We start from the raw sequence: 20356 nt of genomic DNA on the forward strand, positions 1-20356 counted from the left end.
CGGCCCGCGACCGCCCCGGTGCCCCCGGCCGAACCGGCGCACTCGGCGATCAGGGCATCGAGCTGCGGCCGGTGGACGGCGTCCAGGTCGTAGTACGCGAACGGCGAACCGGCGAGCACCGCCTCGGTGGCCTCGCTCATCAGCTCATCGTTGGCTACCAGGTGCGCCACGATCTGCTCGGCGCTCAGCTCACCGTCGCCGGGCGGCTCGAACCCGCCGGCGGTCACCTCGGCGAGCACCTCCTCGTACGCCCGCCGCAAACCCGCGCTGTCCATGGCCTCCAGTCAACCCCGGCGCCGGGCCGGCCGGGCAGCACGACCACGACCGGTTCACCCGGACGGGGCCGGACCGCCCTGGAGCCGGCCCGGCCCGTGGCCTGACGTCAGCGGCGGCCCCGGCGGGCGCGCAGGTAGTCGCTGACCACGTACTCGCCGAGGTCGTCGAGGTCGGGGGTGAACATCCGGCCCCGGCAGCGCCGGGCCACCGCGTCGACGAAGCGGCGCAGGCCGGGATCGTCGCCCAGCATGAACAGGTTGAGCATGGCGCCGGCCCGGGTCAGCCGGTCCACCTCCCGGATCGTCGCCTCGATCGTCTCCGGCAGCGGCGGCCAGTGGAAGTACGCCTCGCCGTCGTCCGGGTCGAGGTGGGCGGTGGGTTCGCCGTCGGTGACCACGAGGACCACCGGCTCCGCGCCCGGGTGCCGGCGCAGGTGCCGCCCCGCCAGCCGCAACGCGTGCTGAAGGTTGGTGCCCTGTTCCAGGTCCGGCTCCACGGCCGCCAGCTCCGCCTGCGTCAGCGGCGCGGCCTGCCGGCCGAACCCGATGATCTGGAGCGCGTCCTGCGGGAACCGGGTCGCCATCAGGTGGGACAGGGCCAGCGCGGTCTGCTTCATCGGCCCCCACCGCCCCTGCGAGATCATCGAGTACGACAGGTCCACGCACAACGCCACCGCCGCCGACGCCCGGCGCTCGGTCTCCGCCACCTCGAAGTCCTCGACGGCGAGCTGGACCGGCACCGAGGGCCCGGCCCGGCGGACCGCCCGGTGGAGGGTGCGCACCACGTCGATCGGCTGCTCGTCGCCGTACTGCCACTGCCGCGACGCCCCGCTGACCTCGCCGGCCGCGCCCGCGGAACGCAGGTCGTGCTGGCCGCGCGGCCCGGCGGTCAGGTCGGCGAAGACCTGGCGCAGCGCGGTGCCGGCGAGCCGGCGCAGCGCCTTGGGACTCAACGTCAGCCCGTCGGCGTCCCGGGTCACCCAGCCCTGCCGGCGCAGCTCCCGCTCCAGCTCCCGCAGCCGGCGCACGTCGTCGGCGGCGTCGCGGCCCAGCGTCCGGGCCACCGCGTCGACGTCCACGTCGTCCATGGTGGCGCCGGGGTGGTCCTGGTCCAGGGCGTCGAGCAGCTCGTCCAGCTCGGCGATCTCGCCGAGCGCGCGGGCCGCCTCGCCGTAGCCCAGCGGCTGCTCGCCACGGACCCGCTCGCCCCCGCCCCGGTGCAGGTCGGGACGCAGCGCCCGCAGGTTCGCGTCCAGCGCCGACAGCTCACCGGCCAGCCGGTCGCCGAGGGACTGGCGCATCAGCCCCGCCAGTTCCTCGCGCTGCCGCTCCGACAGCGACCGCATCAGCCGCTCCCCGGCCGCCGCCCGCCGGGCCAACACGTCGACCAGCTCGTCGACGTTCCTCGGCCGCTCCGGGAAGAACTCGCCGTGGCGGCGCATGAACTCGGCGAACGCGTCGGTGGTGTCCTCCGAGCGGGCGTGCCGGTCCAGCAGGTCGTTGAGGTCGCGCATCATCTTCGCGAGCTGCCGCTGGACTTCCGGGTCGGCGGCGGCCCGCGCCGCGTCGCGCAGCCCGGCGAAGCGCTGCTCCAGCACGTCGCCGCGTAGCCCGTCGAGGATCCGCCGGTACGCCTGCCGGGCCTCGTCGCTGGCCCACTCGTAGCCCTCCAACTCCCGCACCGCGCGGGCGGTGGAGCGGGGCAGGTCGTCCAGCACCGCCTCGGCGAAGCGGGCCGCCTCGTCGTCGCGCCCGCGCAGCGCGTCCCGTTCGGCCGCGAGGGCCTGGTCGAGCAGCGCCCGGGCCCGGGTCACCGCGCCGTCCAGGTCGCCCCGGCGCAGCGCGTCGCGGCGCAGCCGGCGGGCCCGGGCGGCGAGGTCGTCCAGGCCGTTTCGCCCCTGCGGGCCGCGTCGCAGCAGATTGCGCAGCGCCTCACGGAGGTTGCCGCCGGCCAGCACCTCGGCGCCGACGGAGTCGACGGCCGCCCGCACGTCGTACGGCGGAGCGAGCGGGTCGGGGCCGCCGCGCCACTGGCCGTACCGGAACCGGTTGCCGGTCACCTCAGCCCCGGCCGCCGTAGACGGTTCGCCCGGCGTCGGTGACGTCCTTGCCCAGCCGGCGGGTCAGGTGCAGCCCCTCCAGCACGAACTCGACACCGGCCGCCGCCTGCTCCGGCGTCGGCGCGCCGCCCAGCCCGATCCGGTCGAGCGCCTTGGCCAGCCCGGGAACGGTGCCGACCTGGCGCAGCAGCTCGGCCGAGGAGACCAACTCGCCGGTCTCGACGACCCGGCCGTCGTCCACCAGCGCGGTGAAGCCGGACAGGTCCAGCCCGGCGAGCCGGGCCCGGAACGCGTCGGCGGTCGCGGTACGCAGCAGGTGGGCGAGGATCTCGACCTCCCGCCCGTCCTCGCCGCTCTCGAACTCGACCTTGCCGCGCAGGGTGGAGGTCACCGACACCGCGTCGCCGACCCGGGCGACGGGCGCCTCGGGGCGTACCCCGTCGGCGGAGCCGGCCGCGAGCAGGCCGGAACGGCGCAGCGCGGCGGCGGCGACGGTTTCGGCGGCGGCGATCGCGAAGCGGGCCGAGACGCCGGAGCGCTGGTCGACCGACGGGGAGTCGCGCACCACGCGGGCGAACCGGGCCAGCACCTCCAGCACGTGCTCCGGCACCTCGGCGACCAGGTCGGCCTCCTGCCGGATGAGGGCCAGCTCCAGCTCCAGGCCGAGCGGGTAGTGGGTGTGGATCTCCGCGCCGAACCGGTCCTTGAGCGGGGTGATGATCCGGCCCCGGTTGGTGTAGTCCTCCGGGTTGGCGCTGGCCACCAGGAGCAGGTCCAGCGGCAGCCGAAGCTGGTAGCCGCGGACCTGGATGTCGCGCTCCTCCAGCACGTTGAGCAGCGCCACCTGAATGCGTTCGGCCAGGTCGGGCAGCTCGTTGACGGCAAAGATGCCCCGGTTGGTGCGCGGCACCAGCCCGAAGTGGATCGTCTCCGGGTCGCCGAGGGTGCGCCCCTGGGCGATCCGGATCGGGTCGACGTCGCCGATCAGGTCGCCGACGCTGGTGTCGGGGGTGGCCAGCTTCTCGCCGTACCGCATGCTGCGGTGCAGCCAGGCGACCGGGAGGTCGTCCCCGGCCTCGGCGACCAGGGCGCGGGACGCGGGGGTGAGCGGGTGCATCGGGTGTTCGTTGAGCACCGACCCGGCGATGACCGGGGTCCACTCGTCGAGCAGCGCCACCAGGGAGCGGATCAGCCGGGTCTTGCCCTGTCCGCGCTCGCCGAGCAGCACCATGTCGTGGCCGGCGAGCAGCGCCCGCTCGACCTCGGGCAGCACCGTGTCGTCGTACCCGACGATGCCGGGGAAACGGTCCCCGCCCGCGCGCAGCCGGGTGAGGAGGTTGTCGCGGAGTTCCTGCTTGACCGTGCGGTAGTGGTGCCCGGTGGCCCGCAGCGCGCCGAGGGTGGCGGGCAGGTCGGCGGGCGGGACCGGGAGAACCTGGTTGGGCTCAGTCACCCGACCAACGCTAGCGCGCTTCACCCCATGACAAGGAAGGGCACCTTGTTGACTCTTTCGGTAGAGGAAGGGCCCCCTCCTAACGCGTCGAGCAGTGGGTGCGGCCCCGGCCACCGGCCCGGAGATAGGGTCGGGGCGTGACGACCGGCCCGGCCGGCGGCGCGACCGGCCCGGCGGCGTCACCAGACCCGGCGACGGCCGGCGCGGTGGTTGCGCACTCCGCACGGCCGGCCGGGTGGCGGGGTGGCGGGCCGGCGCAGCCGTACGACCAGGGCGGTCAGCAGCACGACGAGCACTGCGGCGGCGCCGGCCGCCACCGGCCACCCGCCAGGGCCGAGCCGGCTCACCGAGGCCACCGGCACCCCGGCCGCGCCCTCGACGGTCGCCTCCGAGGAGGCGGCCGCGCCCAGCGTTTCCGCGTCGGCACCCAGCACCCGGGGGGTGTCGGCCGGCTCCGTCTGCCCGGGCAGCGCGGCGATGGTCGTCGCCGGGGCGCGGTAGACCACGTCGGAGCAGGAGTAGTACGTGTCCTGGGTGTCGGAGTTCTGCCAGATCGTGTAGATGAGGTGCCGCCCGGTCTTGCCGGCCGGCAACCGCCCCGCCATCTGGTACGCCCCGTCCCGCAACGGCGGGTCGGTGGCCGCCAGGAACGGCTCGGCCTCCAGGTCCACCCAGGTCAGTCGCTGCCGTGGGTCGTAGCCGTCGACGGTCGAGTAGAGCCGGAACGTGCCCCGGTGCGGAATCGTCGTGCGGTACCGGAAGGTGAACCGCGCGCCCGCCGTCAGCTCGGTCGCCGGCCAGTCAAACCGCGCCAGGTCCAGCCCCCGGTACGCCGACAGCCCGCCGCTGCACAGCTCCCCGTCGGGGATACGTTCCCGGTCCCGCCCGTCGATGCGGGCCACCCGGATGTTGTCCCACTCGCGGACCGCCGCACCGGCCGACACGGCAGCCCGACAGGCGGGGGTCGCGGCGTGGGGGCCGCCGGGCCGGCACGCGGCGGCGCGGCTCAGCGGGTCAGTGGGGGCCCCGTGGGCGTACGCCGGCGGCGCGGCGAGCGCCACGGTCGCGGCGACGACCGCGACGGCGGCGAACATGCGGCGTACGGCCATGGTGTCGACCTCCCGCGCACTGGTACGGACGCGGGGCGGCAAAGGTTCGACGGGCGGCCCGGCGTTACCTGCCCGTGCCCGCCGCGCGGAACGGGTGCGCCTGCCAGGCGGCCGGGTCCTCGGGTCGACGGGGCGGGTACGCGCAGAGGACGTACGAGTCGGGGGCGGTCGCGCCGTGCCGGCCGCCGAGCGTCGCCATGATCGCCTTGTGCGCGTCGCGCGGGCCCATGCGCGGGTCGGCCGGGGCGGCGTACCCGACGAGCGACCGGGTGCCGACCGGCCCGTCCCGCAGGACGACCTTGGCGTACGGGTCGCCGGTCGCCTCCCGGAGCACCCGCTCGCTGAGGGTGAGGTCGATCCAGGCTGAGTCGATCTCCACCCAGTTGTCGCCGCGCTCGACCCGGTCGAGTCCGACGAGGTCACCGAGCCGGTCGTAGTCGATGTCCCGCTCCGCCGCCGTCAGCAGGATCCGCTCCATCGACCACAGCAGCTCCGCCGCCTCGTCGGTGGTGACGTGCCGTACGTCGTGGGTGAGGCCGACCACGACGGTGGGCCGGGTTGCCAGGATGACGAGCTGCACCGGGCCGGTGCTCTTCGTCTCCAGGCCGCTCTCCACCTCGGTGCCGGGCACCGGCACCCCCGCCCGCCCGTCGAAGACGCCGCCCCGGCTGGTGCTCATGTCGTTGATCACCAGGTCCCGGTGCCGCTGGCAGCCCCGCTGGGCGCCGATCGACTGGACCAGCTCCTCCACGGCGGTCGCGTCGAAGTAGGCGTACTGGTAGGCGTTGAAGATGTTGAGGTGCGTCTGCCGCAGGGTCTCGTGGAACGAGGGGGCCGGCGCGAACGGGACCAGCGCGCTCTGCGCGATGCTGCCGACGAAATGCTGCATGCGGGGCAGCGCGCGGTTGCTGTAGAGGGCCTCCAGCACCGCCCGCTCGGTGTCGGTCCACCAGCACAGCAGCGTCGCCGTGGTGGCGACGAGGACGCTGGCCGGGGTGACCCTGGCCCGCTTGGCGATCTCGGCGAGGGCCTCGGCGACGGGGGTGGAGCGCAGCGTCGCGAGCCGGTGCTCCGGCGGCCCCTGCCGGCGGGCCGGGGTGGAGACGAGGCAGGGCGGGAGGGTGTGCAGCTGCCTGCGCCAGTAGTCGAGCGTCCTCGTCATCCGCCGGCGGGCCTCGGGGGTCCGCTCGTACTCGGCCTGGTCGGCGGGCTGCCAGGCCGGCGGGGCCGCCGCGCGGCCGGCGGGCGACGCGACGAGCCCGACGAACTCGTCCAGCACGACGTTCGCCGCCACCAGGTCGGCGACGGCGTGGGAGAACTCGAAGACGGCACGCACGGGCACCCCGGCGTCGGTCGCCACCGCCACCCGGACGGGAAAGTCGACGCCGTGGTCGAACGGGCGGGGCGGATCGGTGATCCAGGTGCGGTCGCGCGCCTGCGGCCCGAGTTCGAGCAGCGTCACGTCGACCACACCGGACCGGGACACCACCTGGGCCCGCTCGACGCCGGGGCCCACCTCGTAGACCGTCCGCAGCCCCTCGTGGCGGGACACCAGCGCGCCGACGGCTTCGAGCACGTCGTCGACGGTGCGGCCGGCGGGGAGGTCGGCGTGGACGGCGAACACCGCGCCGGTGCCCTCGTGCGGCATCCAGTCGAAGACGTTGCTCTGCCCGTGGGGCATCGGCCAGCGGCCCGCGCGCTCCCCCGCGAAGGGCACCCGCACCGTCCGGCGGGCGGTCGAGGTCTCTGCCATGGTCACGGGGCCACCCCCAGCTCGGTCTGGTCGGGCTTCGCCTCGGCGGGCCCGGGCGTCGGCTTCGGGCGGGTCAGCAACCGCAGCCCGGACAGCAGGATCACCAGCGACAGGACGGCCAGCAGGACGCGGTAGTCCACGACGCCGATGAGGACCGCGGCCATCCCGATGCACGCCGTCTGCGGGACAGTCACCAGCATCCCCGCCGTGGTGAAGACCCGACCCAGCAGCCGCGAGGGCGTGTGCCGCTGCAACAGGGTGTTCCAGCCGATCGAGAACCAGGTGACCGCGAGCCCGATCCCGATCGCCCCGCCCAGCACGACCGGGGTCGCGCCGACGGCCAGGGCGGCGCAGCCGATCCCGAGGCCGATCAGCGCGCCGCCGATGGCCCGGGCCTCGCCGACGCGACGCAGCAGCCACGCGCCGGTGAACCCGGCGGCGATGGAGCCGATGCCCTGGACGCTGACGATCACCCCGAAGAACGCCGCCGGCCGGTGCAGCCCGTCCTCGACCACCACGAAGATGATCGGCTCCAGGAAGCCCACCGCCCCGAACGCGACGGCGCTGACCAGGGTGACCTGGGACAGCAGCGGGACCGACCGGATGTGGCGCAGGCCGGCGAGCAGCTCCGTGCCGAACCGTTCGCCGGTGGGTTCCGGCGGCGACTCGGCGACGCGTACGGAGGCGAGCGCGGTGATGGCGGCGAGGAAGGTCAGCGCGTCGATCAACGCCAGCAGGTGGCCGCCGAACGCGGCGTAGATGCCGGAGCCGACCAGCGGGGCGAGGATGCGGGTGAAGCCGAACAGCGTGCCGAACGCCGCGTTGGCCGACGGCAGGTCACGGTCGGGCAGCAGGTCCTTGAGCAGGGCGTTGCGCCCCGCCGCGAGCACCGTGGCGACGCAGCCGTGCACGACGGCGACGGCGTAGATGATCCAGGTGTCCTCGGCGCTGCGCACTCCGAGCAGCGCCAGCACCACCAGCCCGGCGATGCCGTTCGTGACCATCAGCAGCGTCTTGCGGCGTACCCGGTCGATCTGCCGCCCGGCCAGCGGGGCGAACAGCACCGGCAGGCCCATGGCCAGGAACACCACGCCGGCGGCCGAGTTGCTGCCGGTGAGATCCTTGACCCAGATGCCGAGGGCCAGCAGCAGCGCGGTGTCCCCGAAGCCCGACAGGGCGTCGCCGACGTACAGCCGCCGAAACCGGCGGTCCCTGAATGCGGTCACTCAACTCAGCGCCTCTCGGTGGTTGGTGGCGCGGCCGACCGGCTCCAGCCGCACCTGCAGGTGGCGATAGCCGTGGACCAGGTTGGACCGCAGTGGCACCGGCTGTCCGAGTACGGCCACCGACCCCGCGAACTCGGCCAGCGCGAGGAGCAGCGCCCGCAGTTCCAGCCGGGCCAGCGCCGCGCCGAGGCAGTGGTGTGGGCCGTACCCGAAGCCCAGGTGTCTGACCGGGCGGCCGGGGAGGAACTCGTCGGCGGCCTCGAAGTGCCGCGGGTCGCGGTTGGCCGCCGGCAGCCAGGCCACGACCGCCTCGCCCGTCGACACCCGCTGACCGGGCAGGTCGACGTCCTCGGTGGCGACCCGCAGCACGTGCATCGCGGGTGACGTCCACCGGATGACCTCCTCGACGACCGGTTCGACGAGGTTCGGATCGGCCCGCAGGCCGTCGAGGGTCCCCGACGCCGTGGCCAGCGCGTGGAAGCAGCCGGCGATCGCGTGCCGCGTCGTCTCGTTGCCGCCGACGAGAACGTTGTCGCAGTTGAGGAGCACCTCGCGCAGGTCGAAGCGGCTGTCGCCGGCCAGCGCGCTGATCAGGTCGTCGCCCGGGCTGCGCCGCCGGTCGGCCACCAGGTCGGCGAGGTAGAGGATCATCTCCGAGTGGGCCGCCTCCGGCGGCATCGTTTCGAAGGCGCTGTCCGCGCCGCCGAAGGCGTGGCTGGTCAGCTCGATGAGCATGTCGCGGTCGGCAGCCGGCACGCCCAGGATCCGGCAGACGACGCTCGCCGGGATCACCGGCCCGAGCGAGGCGGCGACGTCGATGCCGCCGGCCGACACGGCGTCCGCGACGAGCCGGCGCACCTCCTGCCGGACGATGTCGTCCAAGGACTCGGCCATCGCCCTGGACAGGTACGGCATGATCACGCTGCGCAGCCGGCCGTGCTGGGGGCCGTCGGCGACCACCAGCATTCCGCCGCCGGCCTTGTCGGGGTGGTCGCGGTCGAACCCGATCATCATCCCGTACTCGGAGGTGAACGGGGCCTTCGGTGCCAGGACCGCGCGGCAGCCGGCCAGCGAGAACACCGACCAGAATCCGCTCGGTGACGTGCCGGCCTCGCTCCACAGCACGGCGTCCGCGGCGGCGTACCCGCGCCAGCGGGTGAACCGGCCCGGGTCGAGGTACAGGTCAGGGTCGCCCAGGTCCATCGCCGCTTCCCCTCCGCTCCGTCCGGACCAGCTCGGTGATCTCCCCGGCCAGGTCGGCGAAGGACGGCCGCCGGAACACGGTGACGATCCGCAGGTCGACGCCGAACCGGCGGTGCACGGCGCCGACGAGGTGCAGGGCCTTGATCGAGGTGCCGCCCAGCGCGAAGAAGTGGCTGTCCGCGCCGACGTCGGCGACCCCCAGCAGGTCGCGCCAGATGTCGGCGAGGCCGGCGGAGACCGGGTCGGCCGGCAGCGCCCCGCCGGAAAGGGGCGAGCCGTCGGGCGCGGGTGAATTGGTCGACGGGGCGGGCCCGTCCGGGTCCGCGTCGCGGCCGAGCGTGGCCAGCAGCGCCCGCCGGTCCACCTTGCCGTTGTTCGTCGTCGGCAGCCGCCGCACCCGGTGGCACCGCGCCGGCACCATGTACGCCGGCAGGTTGGCCCGCAGGAACTCCCGCACCTCGCCCGGGTCGGCCGGGCCCGTCAGGACGGCGACCAGCTCCACGGGGCCCGCGTCGGTGACCGCCAGGACCGCACAGTCGCCCACCCCCGGGCAGTCGCCGAGGACCCGTTCCACCTCGCCGATCTCGACCCGGAACCCGCTGATCTTGACCTGGTCGTCGCGGCGGCCCAGGAACACGACACCGCCGTCGGGTAGCAGCCGTACCAGATCACCGGTGCGGTAGAGCCGTTGGCCGGGCTCGGCGGCGAACGGGTCCGCGACGAACGCCGCGCAGGTGCGGCGCGGGTCGCCCACGTAGCCGTCGGCGAGCCCCTGACCGCCGACGTACAGCTCACCGGTGTCGCCCGCCGCGACGGGGGCCAGCCGGTCGTCGAGCACCCGCAGGCACGTGCCGTCGATGGCCCCGCCGATCGGGATGACGCCCCGGTCCAGGTCGGCGGGGCTGACCTCGTGCGCGGCGGAGAAGGTGGTGTTCTCCGTCGGCCCGTACGCGTTGACGAGGTGCCGGGGCGCGCCGGCGGCCAGCATTCGCCGCACCTGCTCCAGCGCGTACTGGTCGCCGCCGATGAGCAGCACCCGCAGGCCGGCGAACGCGTCGGCGACGTGCGCGACGATCGCGTTGAGCAGCGCGTTCGTGGTGAACATGACGCTCACGCCGGTCTCGGCGAGGAACCGCCCCATCCGGTACGGGGACAGGGCGACCTCGCGGGGCACCACCACCAGCGTCGCGCCCGCGCACAACGCGCCCCAGATCTCCAGGGTGGCCGCGTCGAAGGCGACGTTCGACAGGTGCGCGACGACGTCCTGCGGGTGCAACCGCAGGAAGTTGGAGCGCGGCACCAGCCGCAGGATCGCCTCGTGCGGGATCACCACCCCCTTCGGCGTACCCGTGGAGCCGGAGGTGTACATGACGTACGCGGGATGCCGTACCGTCACGGCGACCTGCGGCGGCGCGGGCGCGTCGGTGGCCCCGGCCAGCGCAGCGGCCAGCTCGATCGTCGGCACCCCGGCCGGCACGTGCTCCTCGGCGCCCCGCTCGCACAGCGCGAGCCGCACGCCGCTGTCCCGCACGATGGTCCGGCTGCGGGCGGGCGGCTGGGCCACGTCGACGGGCACGTACGCCGCCCCGGCGCGCAGCACGGCCAGGAACGCGGTCACCGCGTCCGCGCCCCGCTCGGCGGCGACCGCGACCCGCTCCCCCGCCCGTACGCCGGCCTCGACGAGGCGCCGCGCGAGCCCGGCGGCGGCGGCGTCCAGCGCGCCGTAGCTGAGGCTCCGGTCGCCGTGCCGCACGGCGATCGCCTCCGGGTGGGCCCGCGCCCGCAGCGTCACCAGCTCGTGCACCGGCCGGTCGGCGATCTGGCGGATGTACCCGCCGGGCACCCGGTCGCCGGGGCGGCCCGGGGACGGCTCGGCGGAGAGGGACGGCTCGGCCGAAGGGGACGGCTCGGCCGGAACCGGCGCGGCAGGGGCGGACAACGCCGCCGCGATCGGCACGTCCGGGGCCGCGCCGAGCCGGGCCAGGTCGGCCAGCAGCCGGCCGTGCAGCTCCTCGGCCCGGCCCCGGGTGAACAGGTCACCGGCGGCCTCCAGGGCGGACGTCGCGGACGTCGCGTCGGTGGTGACGGTCCACAGCAGCTCGTACTTGGCGGTGCCGGTCGGCAGGACGTCCCGGACGGCCGGGGCCCCGGACGGGGCCCAGTGCCAGGTGCGGTTGTCGACGTGCGAGATGCTCACCTGGGTCAATGGGTGCCCGGCCGGCCCGGTCGCGGCGGCGACCTCCGCCACCAGCTCCTGCAACGGCGTCCACTGGTACGCCAGCGCCGCGCTGACCTGCCCGCGTACCTCGGCGACGAGCAGCCGGAAGGTGGTGTCGGCCCCGATGCGGACCCGGATCGGCAGTACGTTGACGAACATGCCGACGGTGTGCTCGTCGTCCGCCGTCCGCCCGCCCAGCGGCGCGCCCACCACGACGTCCGGCGCGTGGGCCGCGCCCTCGGGCGCGGCGACCCGGCTGAGGAAGGCCGCGTACGCGGCGAGCAGCACCATGAACTCGGAGGCCGAGGTGGCCGCCGCCAGCTCGGTGAGGCGGGCCACCAGCGCCGGGTCGAGCGGCGCGGTCACCAATTCTCCGTCGGGGCCCACCACGTCGGGCCGGTCCCGGTCGGCCGGCAACGCCATCCGACCGCCCAGCCCGGCGAGCTGATGCCGCCAGTGGGCCAACGACGCCGCCGCGTCGGGGCGGCCGGCCAGTCCCCGGCGGCGCAGCGGCGGCAGGCCCCGGTCCAGGCCGACGCGCTCGCCGTACGACTGCTGGAACTCGCGGTCGAGCAGGTCCAGCGAGTGCTGGTCGGAGATCAGGTGGTGCAGGGTGAGCAGCAGGACCGCGCGGTCACCGGGTTCGGTGACCAGGCACGCCCTGGCCAGCGGCGGCACGTCGGTGGGCACCGGGCGGCGGGCCTCCGCCTCGACGTACCGGCGGGCCTCGGCGGCGGCCCGCGCGGGCTCCTCGCCGGAGAGGTCCACGACCGACCACGGCAGCGTGGCGGCCGACCGGACCAGTCGCCGGCCGTCGGCCGAGAAGCAGGTCCGCAGCGCCTCATGCCGGTCCACCAGGTCCTGCAACGCGGCGCGCAGAGCCTCGGCGTCGACCTCGCCGTCGAACCGGTACCGCACCGGCACGCAGTACAGCGGCGAGGCCGGGTGCAGCCGGTCCAGGAACAGCAGCCGCTCCTCGGTCGGCGACATCGGGGTCTGGCGCACCGACGGCGCGTGCCGGGCGAGGTGCGCGCCGACGTCGACGGGCCGCCGGTAGGTGAACAGCAGGTCCAGGTCGACGGCGATGCCGGTACGCCGGCGCAGTTCGAGCGCCACCTCCACGGCCTGTAGGGACTGTCCACCGAGGTCGAAGAAGTCGGCGTCCGGGTCGACGTGCTCCCGTCGCAGCACCGCGCGGAAGGTGGCGCGGACGATGTCCTCGTACGGCAGGGCGTCGGCTGTCGCCCGCTCGTTGTCGACGCTCACGCGGTCCTCCCCGCGTCGGTACGCCGGACCAGGTGGTCGTCGAGGACGAGCGCGTCCAGCGTGGACCGGGCGAACGTGGCGACCGCCTCGGCCGGGGTACGGACGATGGGCTGACCCCGCAGGTTGAACGACGTGTTGACCAGCACCGGCAGCCCGGTCCGCCGGCCCATCTGGCGCAGCAGCCCCCAGAACAGCGGCGCGGACTCGCGCTGCACCACCTGCACCCGGGCCGACCCGTCGACGTGGGTGACGGCGGGCAACCGGTCCCGGTAGGGCTCGCGCACTGCGGTGACCATCAGCATGTGCCGGAACGCCCGCTCGGCCCCCGGCGGGATGTCGAAGAACGTGGCGGCGTCCTCCACCGGCACCGCCGGGGCGAACGGGCGGAACTCCTCGCGCTGCTTGACCACGGTGTTGAGGTGGGCGCGCATCGTCGGCGAGCGCGGGTCGGCGAGGATGCTGCGGTTGCCCAGGGCGCGCGGTCCGAACTCCATCCGGCCCTGGCACAGCGCCACCGTGGCGCCGCCCTCGATCAGCCCCACGGTTTCGCGGATCAGGTCCTGCTCGGCGTACCGGTGGGCCTCGAACCCCGGGCCGAGGTCGCGCAGCGCCGCCGAGACATCGGCGGCGGCGAAGCCGTCCCCCCAGTACGGCATCCGCATGCCGGTCGGTGGTGCCGGCCGCGCCTCGCGCAGCGCGAACAAGGCCGCGCCCAGCGCGCTGCCGTCGTCACCGGCGGCGGGCTGCACGAACACCTCGTCGAAGAGGCCGCTGCGCAGGATCACCCCGTTCGCGGAGCAGTTGAGCGCGACGCCGCCGGCCAGGCACAGCCGGCGCAGCCCGGTGCGGCGGCGGTACTCGCGCAGGACGTGCAGCAGCGTCCGTTCCAGCGCGTCCTGAAGGGCGGCGGCCACGTCCATGTGGTGTTGCGCCAACTCCGCGTCCGGCTCGCGAGCCGGCCCGAGCTTCTCCTCCAGCCGGCGCAGCACGCCCTGGTGCGTCTCGCGTTCCATCGGGGACTTGTTGGCCGACAGCAGCGGTACGGCGAACCCGCCGTCGGGGTCCAGCCGCACGAACTCGTCGAGCGGGGCCCGGTAGCGCTGCCGGTCGCCGTACGGGGCCAGGCCCATCACCTTGTACTCGTCCATGCCGGGCTGGAAGCCCAGGTAGTGCGTGAAGACGCTGTAGAGGATCCCCAGCGAACTCATGATCGGGTAGCTGCCGCACGGGTCGAGCGCCGCCCCGCGCCCCTCGAACACCGTCAGCGACTCCTGCTCGCCCATGCCGTCGGCCACGACCACCAGCGCCTCGTCGAAGCCGCTGAGGTAGTAGCTGCTGGCGGCGTGGGCCACGTGGTGCCGCACGTGGGTGAACCGGGGCTCGGCGACGGCGGGCGGATAGTGGGCGCGGAAGACGTCCCGCTGGACGCGTGGCGCGTACACCTCCTGGTACCACCGGATCGAGAGGTGGTCGAGCTGCCAGACGGGGGACGGTTCGTACCGGAAGCCGTGCGCGACGACCTCGACGTCGCGCATCGTCGCCCCGGCCGCCCGCAGGCAGGCGTCGATCGCGTCCCGGGGGAAGCGGCCGGTGCCCTTGTCGCCGTCGTAACGTTCCTGCGCGGCGGCGGCGAGCACCCCGCTCTCGTCGACCAGCGCCGCCGCGGAGTCCAGGCCCTGGACGATCCGCTGTTCCCGCCGCCACCCGTCGCCGAGTATCGCGCGCTTGAGCGCCGTGCCGCGGTCGAGGCCGCTGAATCCCAGCGTCAGCATTGTCATCAACCTTCGTTCGCAGGGGTGGGGCGGCCGACGAACGGCCGATGGTCACTCGGTGGCCGAGGAACGGCCGGGTCGGTGGGCGGCCGACGAACGGCCGGGGTCACTCGGTGGCCGGCGCCGGCTCGGGCAGGTGCGCGGCCAGTTGGGCGGGGGTGGGGTGCAGCATCAGCTCCAGGACCTCCAGCTCGACGCCGAGCGCCTCGACGCCGTGCACCAGCCGCATCGCGGTCAACGAGTCCCCGCCGAGGTCGAAGAAGTCGTCGTCAACGCCGGCGGGCACGCCGAGCACCTCGCCGAACAGCTCGCACAGCCGCTTCTGCCAGGCGCTGACCGCCCCAAAACCGTGCCCGGAGCGGGGTGCGGCGGCCGTCGGCAACGGTGCGGGCAGGGCCGCGCGGTCGAGCTTGCCGTTCGGCGCGAGCGGCAGCGCGGCGAGTTCCACGAACGCCGCCGGCACCAGGTACGCCGGCAGCGTCGCGGCCAGCTCGTCGCGCAGTCGGGCCGGATCGAACGGTGTCGCCGGCGTCGGCACCACGTAGCCGACGACCCGGCGGATGCCCGGCACGTCCTCCCGGACCGCCGTCGCCGCCGCGGCCACGCCCGCGCAGCGGGCCAGCGCCGCGTCGATCTCGCCCAGCTCGACGCGGAAGCCCCGCACCTTCACCTGCTGGTCGTCGCGCCCGTGGAACACCACCTGGCCGGCGGGGTCCCAGGCCGCCCGGTCGCCGGTGCGGTACATCCGGTCGCCGGGTGCGCCGAACGGGTCGGCCAGGAACCGCTCGGCGGTCAGGGCGGGCCGGCGCAGGTAGCCCCGGGCCAGGCCGGCGCCGGACAGGTAGAGGTCGCCCACCACGCCCTGCGGGACCGGCCGCAGGCAACCGTCCAGGACGTGCACCCGGGTGTTCCAGATGGGCCGGCCGATCGGTACGGACGCCGGCCGGTCACCGGCCGGCACCGGCCAGTGGGTGACGTCCACGGACGCCTCGGTGGGCCCGTACAGGTTGTGCAGCTCCGCGCCGCAGGTGGCGTGGAAGCGGCTGACCAGTTCCGGGTCCAGCGCCTCGCCACTACAGATCACCCGGCGCAGGCCGGCGCAGTGCGCGGCGACCGGCTCGGCCAGGAAGGCGGCGAGCACCGACGGCACGAAGTGGGCGGTGGTCACCCGGCGCCGGGCGACCAGCCGGGCCAGCCGCACCGGGTCACGCTGGTCCTCCGCGCTGGCGACGACGACCGTCGCGCCGGTCGACAGCGGCCAGAACATCTCCCACACGGACACGTCGAAGCTGAGGCTCGTCTTGTGCGCGACCCGGTCGACGGCGGTCAGCCCGTACTGGTCCTGCATCCACAGCAACCGGTTGACGATGCCGGCGTGCGGGACGACGACGCCCTTGGGCCGGCCGGTCGATCCGGACGTGTAGATCACGTAGGCGGGATGCTCGGCGCGCAGCGGCTCGTGCCGGTCCCGGTCGGTGGGGGCGGTCGCCGGCCGCCGGCCGAGCAGGTCCACCACGGCCGGGTCGTCGACCGCGAGGCAGCGGTCGGCGGGACAGCCGTCCGCGATGAGCTGCCCGGCGGTCTCCCGGGTCGCGACGACGCAGACGGCCGCGCTGTCGCGGACCATCAGCGCACGGCGCGCGGGCGGATAGGCCGGGTCGACCGGCAGGTACGCCGCGCCCGCCTTCAGGGCGGCGAGGATCGCCACCAGGCTGGACGTGGAGCGGGGCAGTCCGACCGCCACCACCCGCTCCGGGCCGGCGCCGCGAGCGATCAGCAGGTGGGCCAGCCGGTTGGCGGCTGCGTCGAGGTCGGCGTAGCTCAGCTCCTCGTCGCCGAAGCAGGCGGCGACCGCGTCCGGGGTACGCCGCGCCTGCGCCTCGAACAGGTCGGTGAGGGTGGCCCGGGCGACCGGGTGGGCCGTGGCGTTGGCGTCGGCGAGCAGGCGCAGCTCCGCGCCGGTGAGCGGCGACAGCCGGGCCACCGGGGTGTCCGGGTCGGCGACGACCGCCCCCAGCAGCGCCCGCAGCCGCTCCAGCACCGCCGCCGCCGTCGCCGGATCGACCAGGTCCGGCTGGTGGCTGAGGCGTACGCGCATCCGGGCGCCGGGCAGCACGACGATGGCCAGCGGGTAGTGGGTCGCGTCGCGGCCCTCGACGGCGGTGATCCGTGCCTCGCCCACGGCCGGGGTGCCGTCGAGTGCCACCGGGTAGTTCTCGAACACGTACAGCGTGTCGAAGAGGGTGCCCTGGCCGCCCGCGAGCCGCTGCACCGCTCCCAGCCCGAGGTACTGGTGCGGCACCAGGGTCGACTGCTCGTCGTGGAGCCGGGTCAGCAGGTCGCCGAACGCCTCCCCTGGGCCGGTACGCACCCGTACCGGCAGCGTGTTGAGGAACAGCCCCACCATCTGGTCGACGCCGGGCAGGTCCGGCGGGCGTCCCGCCACGGGCGTGCCGAACACCACGTCGTCGCGGCCGGTGAGGTAGCCGAGCAGCACGCCCCAGGCGGCCTGGAGCACGGTGTTCAAGGTCACCCCGCGCTCCCGCGCCAGGGCGGTCAGGGCCGCCGTCAGCTCCCCGTCCAGCTCGACGTCGAGGTCGTGCGGCAGCGACGTCGGGTGCGCGGCGCCCGGCCCGGCGAGCAGCGTCGGCTCGGCCAGCCCGGCCAGCGCCGCCCGCCACGCCGCCTCGGCGGCCGGCCGGTCCTGCCGGGCCACCCAGGACAGGTAGCTGCGGAACGGCACCGGTGGCTGCGGCGCGGCGGCACCTCGGTGGTGTTCGTACAGCGCGATGAGGTCGCGCACCACCAGCGACAGCGACCAGCCGTCGAGAAGGATGTGGTGGTGGGTGAAGTCGAGGCGGTGCCGCTCGGCGTCGAGCCGGATCAGGCTGAACCGCAGCAGCGGCGGGTGGGCCGGGTCGAACCGCCGCTGGCGTTCGGCGTCGGCGATCCGGGCGGCCTCGGCGGCCCCCTGTTCCCCGGGCAGCGCCGACAGGTCGATCTCCTGCCAGGGCAGCTCCACACCGTCGCTGATCACCTGCACCGGGGGGCCGGCGAGCCGCTGCCGGAACGCCGCGCCCAGGTGCGGGTGCCGGGAGAGCAGGTCCTGGGCCGCGCGGCGCAGCGCCGCCGGATCCAGCGCGCCGGTGAGCTCCAGCGTGAGCTGGGCGGTGTAGACGTCCGCTCCGGCCCCCGCGTACGTGGCGTGGTAGAGGATGCCCTCCTGCAACGGCGCCAGCGGCAGCAGGTCCGTCAGGCGGGGATGCGCCGCCCCGATCGCGTCGAGTTCGGCCTGGTCGAGCGTGACCAGGTCGAAGTCCGAGGGTATCCGGCCCGCCGCCGGGGTGGCGGTGCTGTCAGCCAGCACCCGCAGGGCGCGAAGCCACCCGTCGGCCAGCTCACGGACGCGGGACTCGGGCACGGCGTCGCCGGCCCAGGTCCAGGTGGCCCGGAGCTGCGGCCCGTCGGCGAGGTCCACGGTGACGGCGTTCAGCGACACGGCGTGCGGCAGCGGCATGTCCACGTCAACGTCACCGCCGAGGGCGTCCTGCGGGATGGGCGTCCAGTCGGCCTCGGCCGCCCCGCCCGCGAGCCGGCCGAGGTAGTTGAAGCCGAGCTGCGGGCGTCCCAGCCGGGCCAGTTCGGGGGCGGTGCCCAGGTTCAGGTACCGCAGCAGCCCGTACCCGATGCCGTTGTCGGGCACCGCCCTGAGCTGTTCCTTGACCCGCTTGACGACGGTTCCGACAGCGGGCCCGGCCGCCCACACGTCCGCCCAGTCCACGGCGGCCGGGTCCAGGCGCAGCGGGAACAGGCTGGTGAACCAGCCGACGGTGCGCGAGACGTCGACGTGCTCGGCCAACGGCTGGCGGCCGTGGCTCTCCACGTCGACGAGCAGCCCGCCGCGCCGGCCCGACGCGACCGCGATGGTCAGCGCGGCCAGCAGCAGTTCGTCGACCCCGGCGTGGAACGTATCCGGCGCGCGGCGCAGCAGGGCCGCCGACAGGTCCGCCGGGACGGTCTGGGCCAGGGACCGGGCGGTGCGGGCGGTGTCCCGGGCCGGGTCGAGTGCGCGGGTGCCGATGGGCGGCGGGGGTGCCGCCAGCATCCCGCGCCACAGGTCCAGCTCGGCGGTGCGCGACGGTCGCGTCGCCTCCTCGGCGAGCAGGCCCGACCACCGCCGGAACGACGTCGAGACCGGGGCCAGCTCGGGCCGCTCGCCCGCCGACACGGCCGCCCACGCGGCGGCCAGGTCCGGCAGCAGGATCCCCCAGGAGGTCGCGTCGACGGCTAGGTGGTGGGCGGCCAGCAGCAGCCGGCCCCGGGCCTGAGGACCGGCGTCGAACCAGACGGCCTGGAGCATGACCCGGGCCTGTGGCGCGAGCCGGGCCTGCGCCGCCGCCGCGTGTTCCGCCACGATCGCGCGCAGGGCCGGCTCCGGCTCGTCCGGGTCGACGGGCACGCGGACCAGGATCGAGGCGGCCGGCACGGCGCCCGGCGCCGCCACGTCGAGCCGCCAGGGGCCGTCGGGGCACGACGGCCGGTCCAGCCGCATCCGCAGCGTGTCGTGCCGGTCGAGCACCGCCTGAAGGGCGGCGGCGAGGGTCACCTCGGTGAGGCCGGCCGGTACGCGCACCACCATGGACTGGTAGTAGCCGTCCACCGGCCCGCCGGCCTGCCGCAGCCACTCCATGATCGGCGTGGGGTCCAGTTCGCCCAGCCCGTCGCCGGCGCGGGCGACGGCGACGTCGCGGGTCCGGTCGGCGGCCAGTTCGGCGACGACGGCCAGCCGCGCGACGGTCGGGTGCGCGACGACGTCCCGGGGCCGGATGGCCAGACCCGCGCTCTGCGCCCGGCTCACGAGCTGGATCGACGAGATGCTGTCGCCGCCGAGGCCGAAGAAGCTGTCCCCCACGCCGACGGTGGGCACCCCCAGCACCTCGGCGAACAGGTCGCACAGCAGCTTCTCGGTGGCGGTGCCCGGCAGCTCGTCGCCGGGCGCGGGCTCCTGGTCGGGCGCGGGCAGCGCCAGCCGGTCGACCTTGCCGTTGCGGGTCAGCGGCAGGGCGGCCAGCGGCACGAGGATGTTCGGCACCATGAACTCAGGCAGGTGGGCGGCGACGAAGGCGCGCACGGCGGCCGGGTCGAGGGCGGGGCCGTCCGGCGCGCCCACCAGGTACGCGACCAGTTGCCGGCCGCCCGTGCCCACCTCGCGGACGACCACCGCCGCCTGGGCGACCGCGTCGTGCCGGGTCAGCACCGCCTCCACCTCGCCGGGCTCGATCCGGTGGCCCCGCACCTTCACCTGGTCGTCGACCCGGCCGACGAACTCCAGCTCGCCGTCGGGGCGCCAGCGGACCAGGTCGCCGGTGCGGTACATGCGCTCGCCCGGCCCCGCGTACGGGTCGGCGACGAACCGGGTCGCGGTCAGCGCCGCCCGGCGCAGATAGCCCCGGGCCAGCGCCCGCCCGGACACGTACAGCTCGCCGGCCACGCCGGCGGGGACCAGCCGGAGGCTGTCGTCGAGGACGTACACCTGGCAGTTGCCAACCGGGCGGCCGATGGGCACGGCGGCCCCCGCCTCGATCCGGTCGGGACGCAGGTCGGCGCTGATGGTGGCGCACACCGTCGTCTCCGTCGGGCCGTACGCGTTGACCATGCGGCGTCCCGGCGCCCAGCGCGCCACCAGCTCGGCGGGGCACGCCTCGCCCGCCAGCACCAGGGACCGCAGGGTCGGCAGCGGCTGCACGGCGAGCTGGGTGAGTACCGCCGGGGGCAGCGTCGCGTGGGTGACCCCGTGCGCCCGGACGAGCTCGGCGAGCGGCTCGCCGACGAGCAGCCGCTCGGTCGGCACGACGAGCGCGGCGCCCGAGGTCAGCGCCATGCACAGCTCCCAGAACGAGGCGTCGAAGCTGGGCGAGGCGAATTGGAGGACCCGGGCCCGTCCGTCCACGCCGAGGTGGGCGGCCTGGGTGGCGGCGAGGCTGCTGACGCCCTGGTGGGTGACGACGACGCCCTTCGGAC

Annotated in this window: 9 protein-coding genes and 1 pseudogene; all 10 read right to left on the bottom strand. The window is 75.3% G+C overall.

Annotation, left to right across the window (positions count from 1 at the left end; translation table 11 throughout):
- Nucleotides 1–275: pseudogene (locus tag E1258_RS14835) on the bottom strand (hypothetical protein); the annotation flags it as partial.
- 107 nt (nt 276–382) lie between these two features.
- Complete coding sequence (locus E1258_RS14840; protein WP_132400977.1) at nt 383–2335, bottom strand: VWA domain-containing protein; 1953 nt, start codon at nt 2333–2335, stop codon at nt 383–385.
- Between the two features lies 1 nt (nt 2336).
- Nucleotides 2337–3788, bottom strand: a complete 1452-nt coding sequence (locus E1258_RS14845) for a sigma 54-interacting transcriptional regulator (RefSeq protein WP_132400980.1) — start codon at nt 3786–3788, stop codon at nt 2337–2339.
- A gap of 179 nt (nt 3789–3967) precedes the next feature.
- Complete coding sequence (locus tag E1258_RS14850) at nt 3968–4897, bottom strand: lytic polysaccharide monooxygenase (protein ID WP_132400984.1); 930 nt, start codon at nt 4895–4897, stop codon at nt 3968–3970.
- Nucleotides 4898–4961: 64 nt separating this feature from the next.
- Complete coding sequence (locus E1258_RS14855) at nt 4962–6650, bottom strand: condensation domain-containing protein (protein ID WP_243715460.1); 1689 nt, start codon at nt 6648–6650, stop codon at nt 4962–4964.
- Nucleotides 6651–6652: 2 nt separating this feature from the next.
- A complete protein-coding gene (locus E1258_RS14860) occupies nt 6653–7876 on the bottom strand; it encodes an MFS transporter (RefSeq protein WP_132400991.1) in 1224 nt (407 codons plus the stop codon).
- The gene (locus E1258_RS14865) at nt 7877–9079 is read right to left on the bottom strand and encodes a cytochrome P450 (protein WP_132400994.1); all 1203 of its coding nucleotides are present in this window, start codon (nt 9077–9079) and stop codon (nt 7877–7879) included. It lies immediately after the preceding gene.
- Nucleotides 9060–12563 carry a non-ribosomal peptide synthetase gene (locus E1258_RS14870; protein WP_132400997.1) on the bottom strand — a complete coding sequence of 1168 codons (3504 nt, stop codon included), beginning with the start codon at nt 12561–12563 and terminating at the stop codon, nt 9060–9062. The genes E1258_RS14865 and E1258_RS14870 overlap by 20 nt, the downstream gene beginning before the upstream one ends.
- Nucleotides 12560–14335 (bottom strand): carbamoyltransferase C-terminal domain-containing protein, encoded by a 1776-nt coding sequence (locus E1258_RS14875; protein WP_132401000.1) that lies wholly within the window; start codon nt 14333–14335, stop codon nt 12560–12562. The genes E1258_RS14870 and E1258_RS14875 overlap by 4 nt, the downstream gene beginning before the upstream one ends.
- Nucleotides 14336–14441: 106 nt before the next feature.
- Nucleotides 14442–20356, bottom strand: a 5915-nt coding sequence (locus E1258_RS14880) for a non-ribosomal peptide synthetase (protein ID WP_165949771.1), incomplete at its 5' end; no start/stop codon positions are given.

This window comes from Micromonospora sp. KC207, from assembly GCF_004348615.1.
Taxonomy (GTDB): Bacteria; Actinomycetota; Actinomycetes; order Mycobacteriales; family Micromonosporaceae; genus Micromonospora.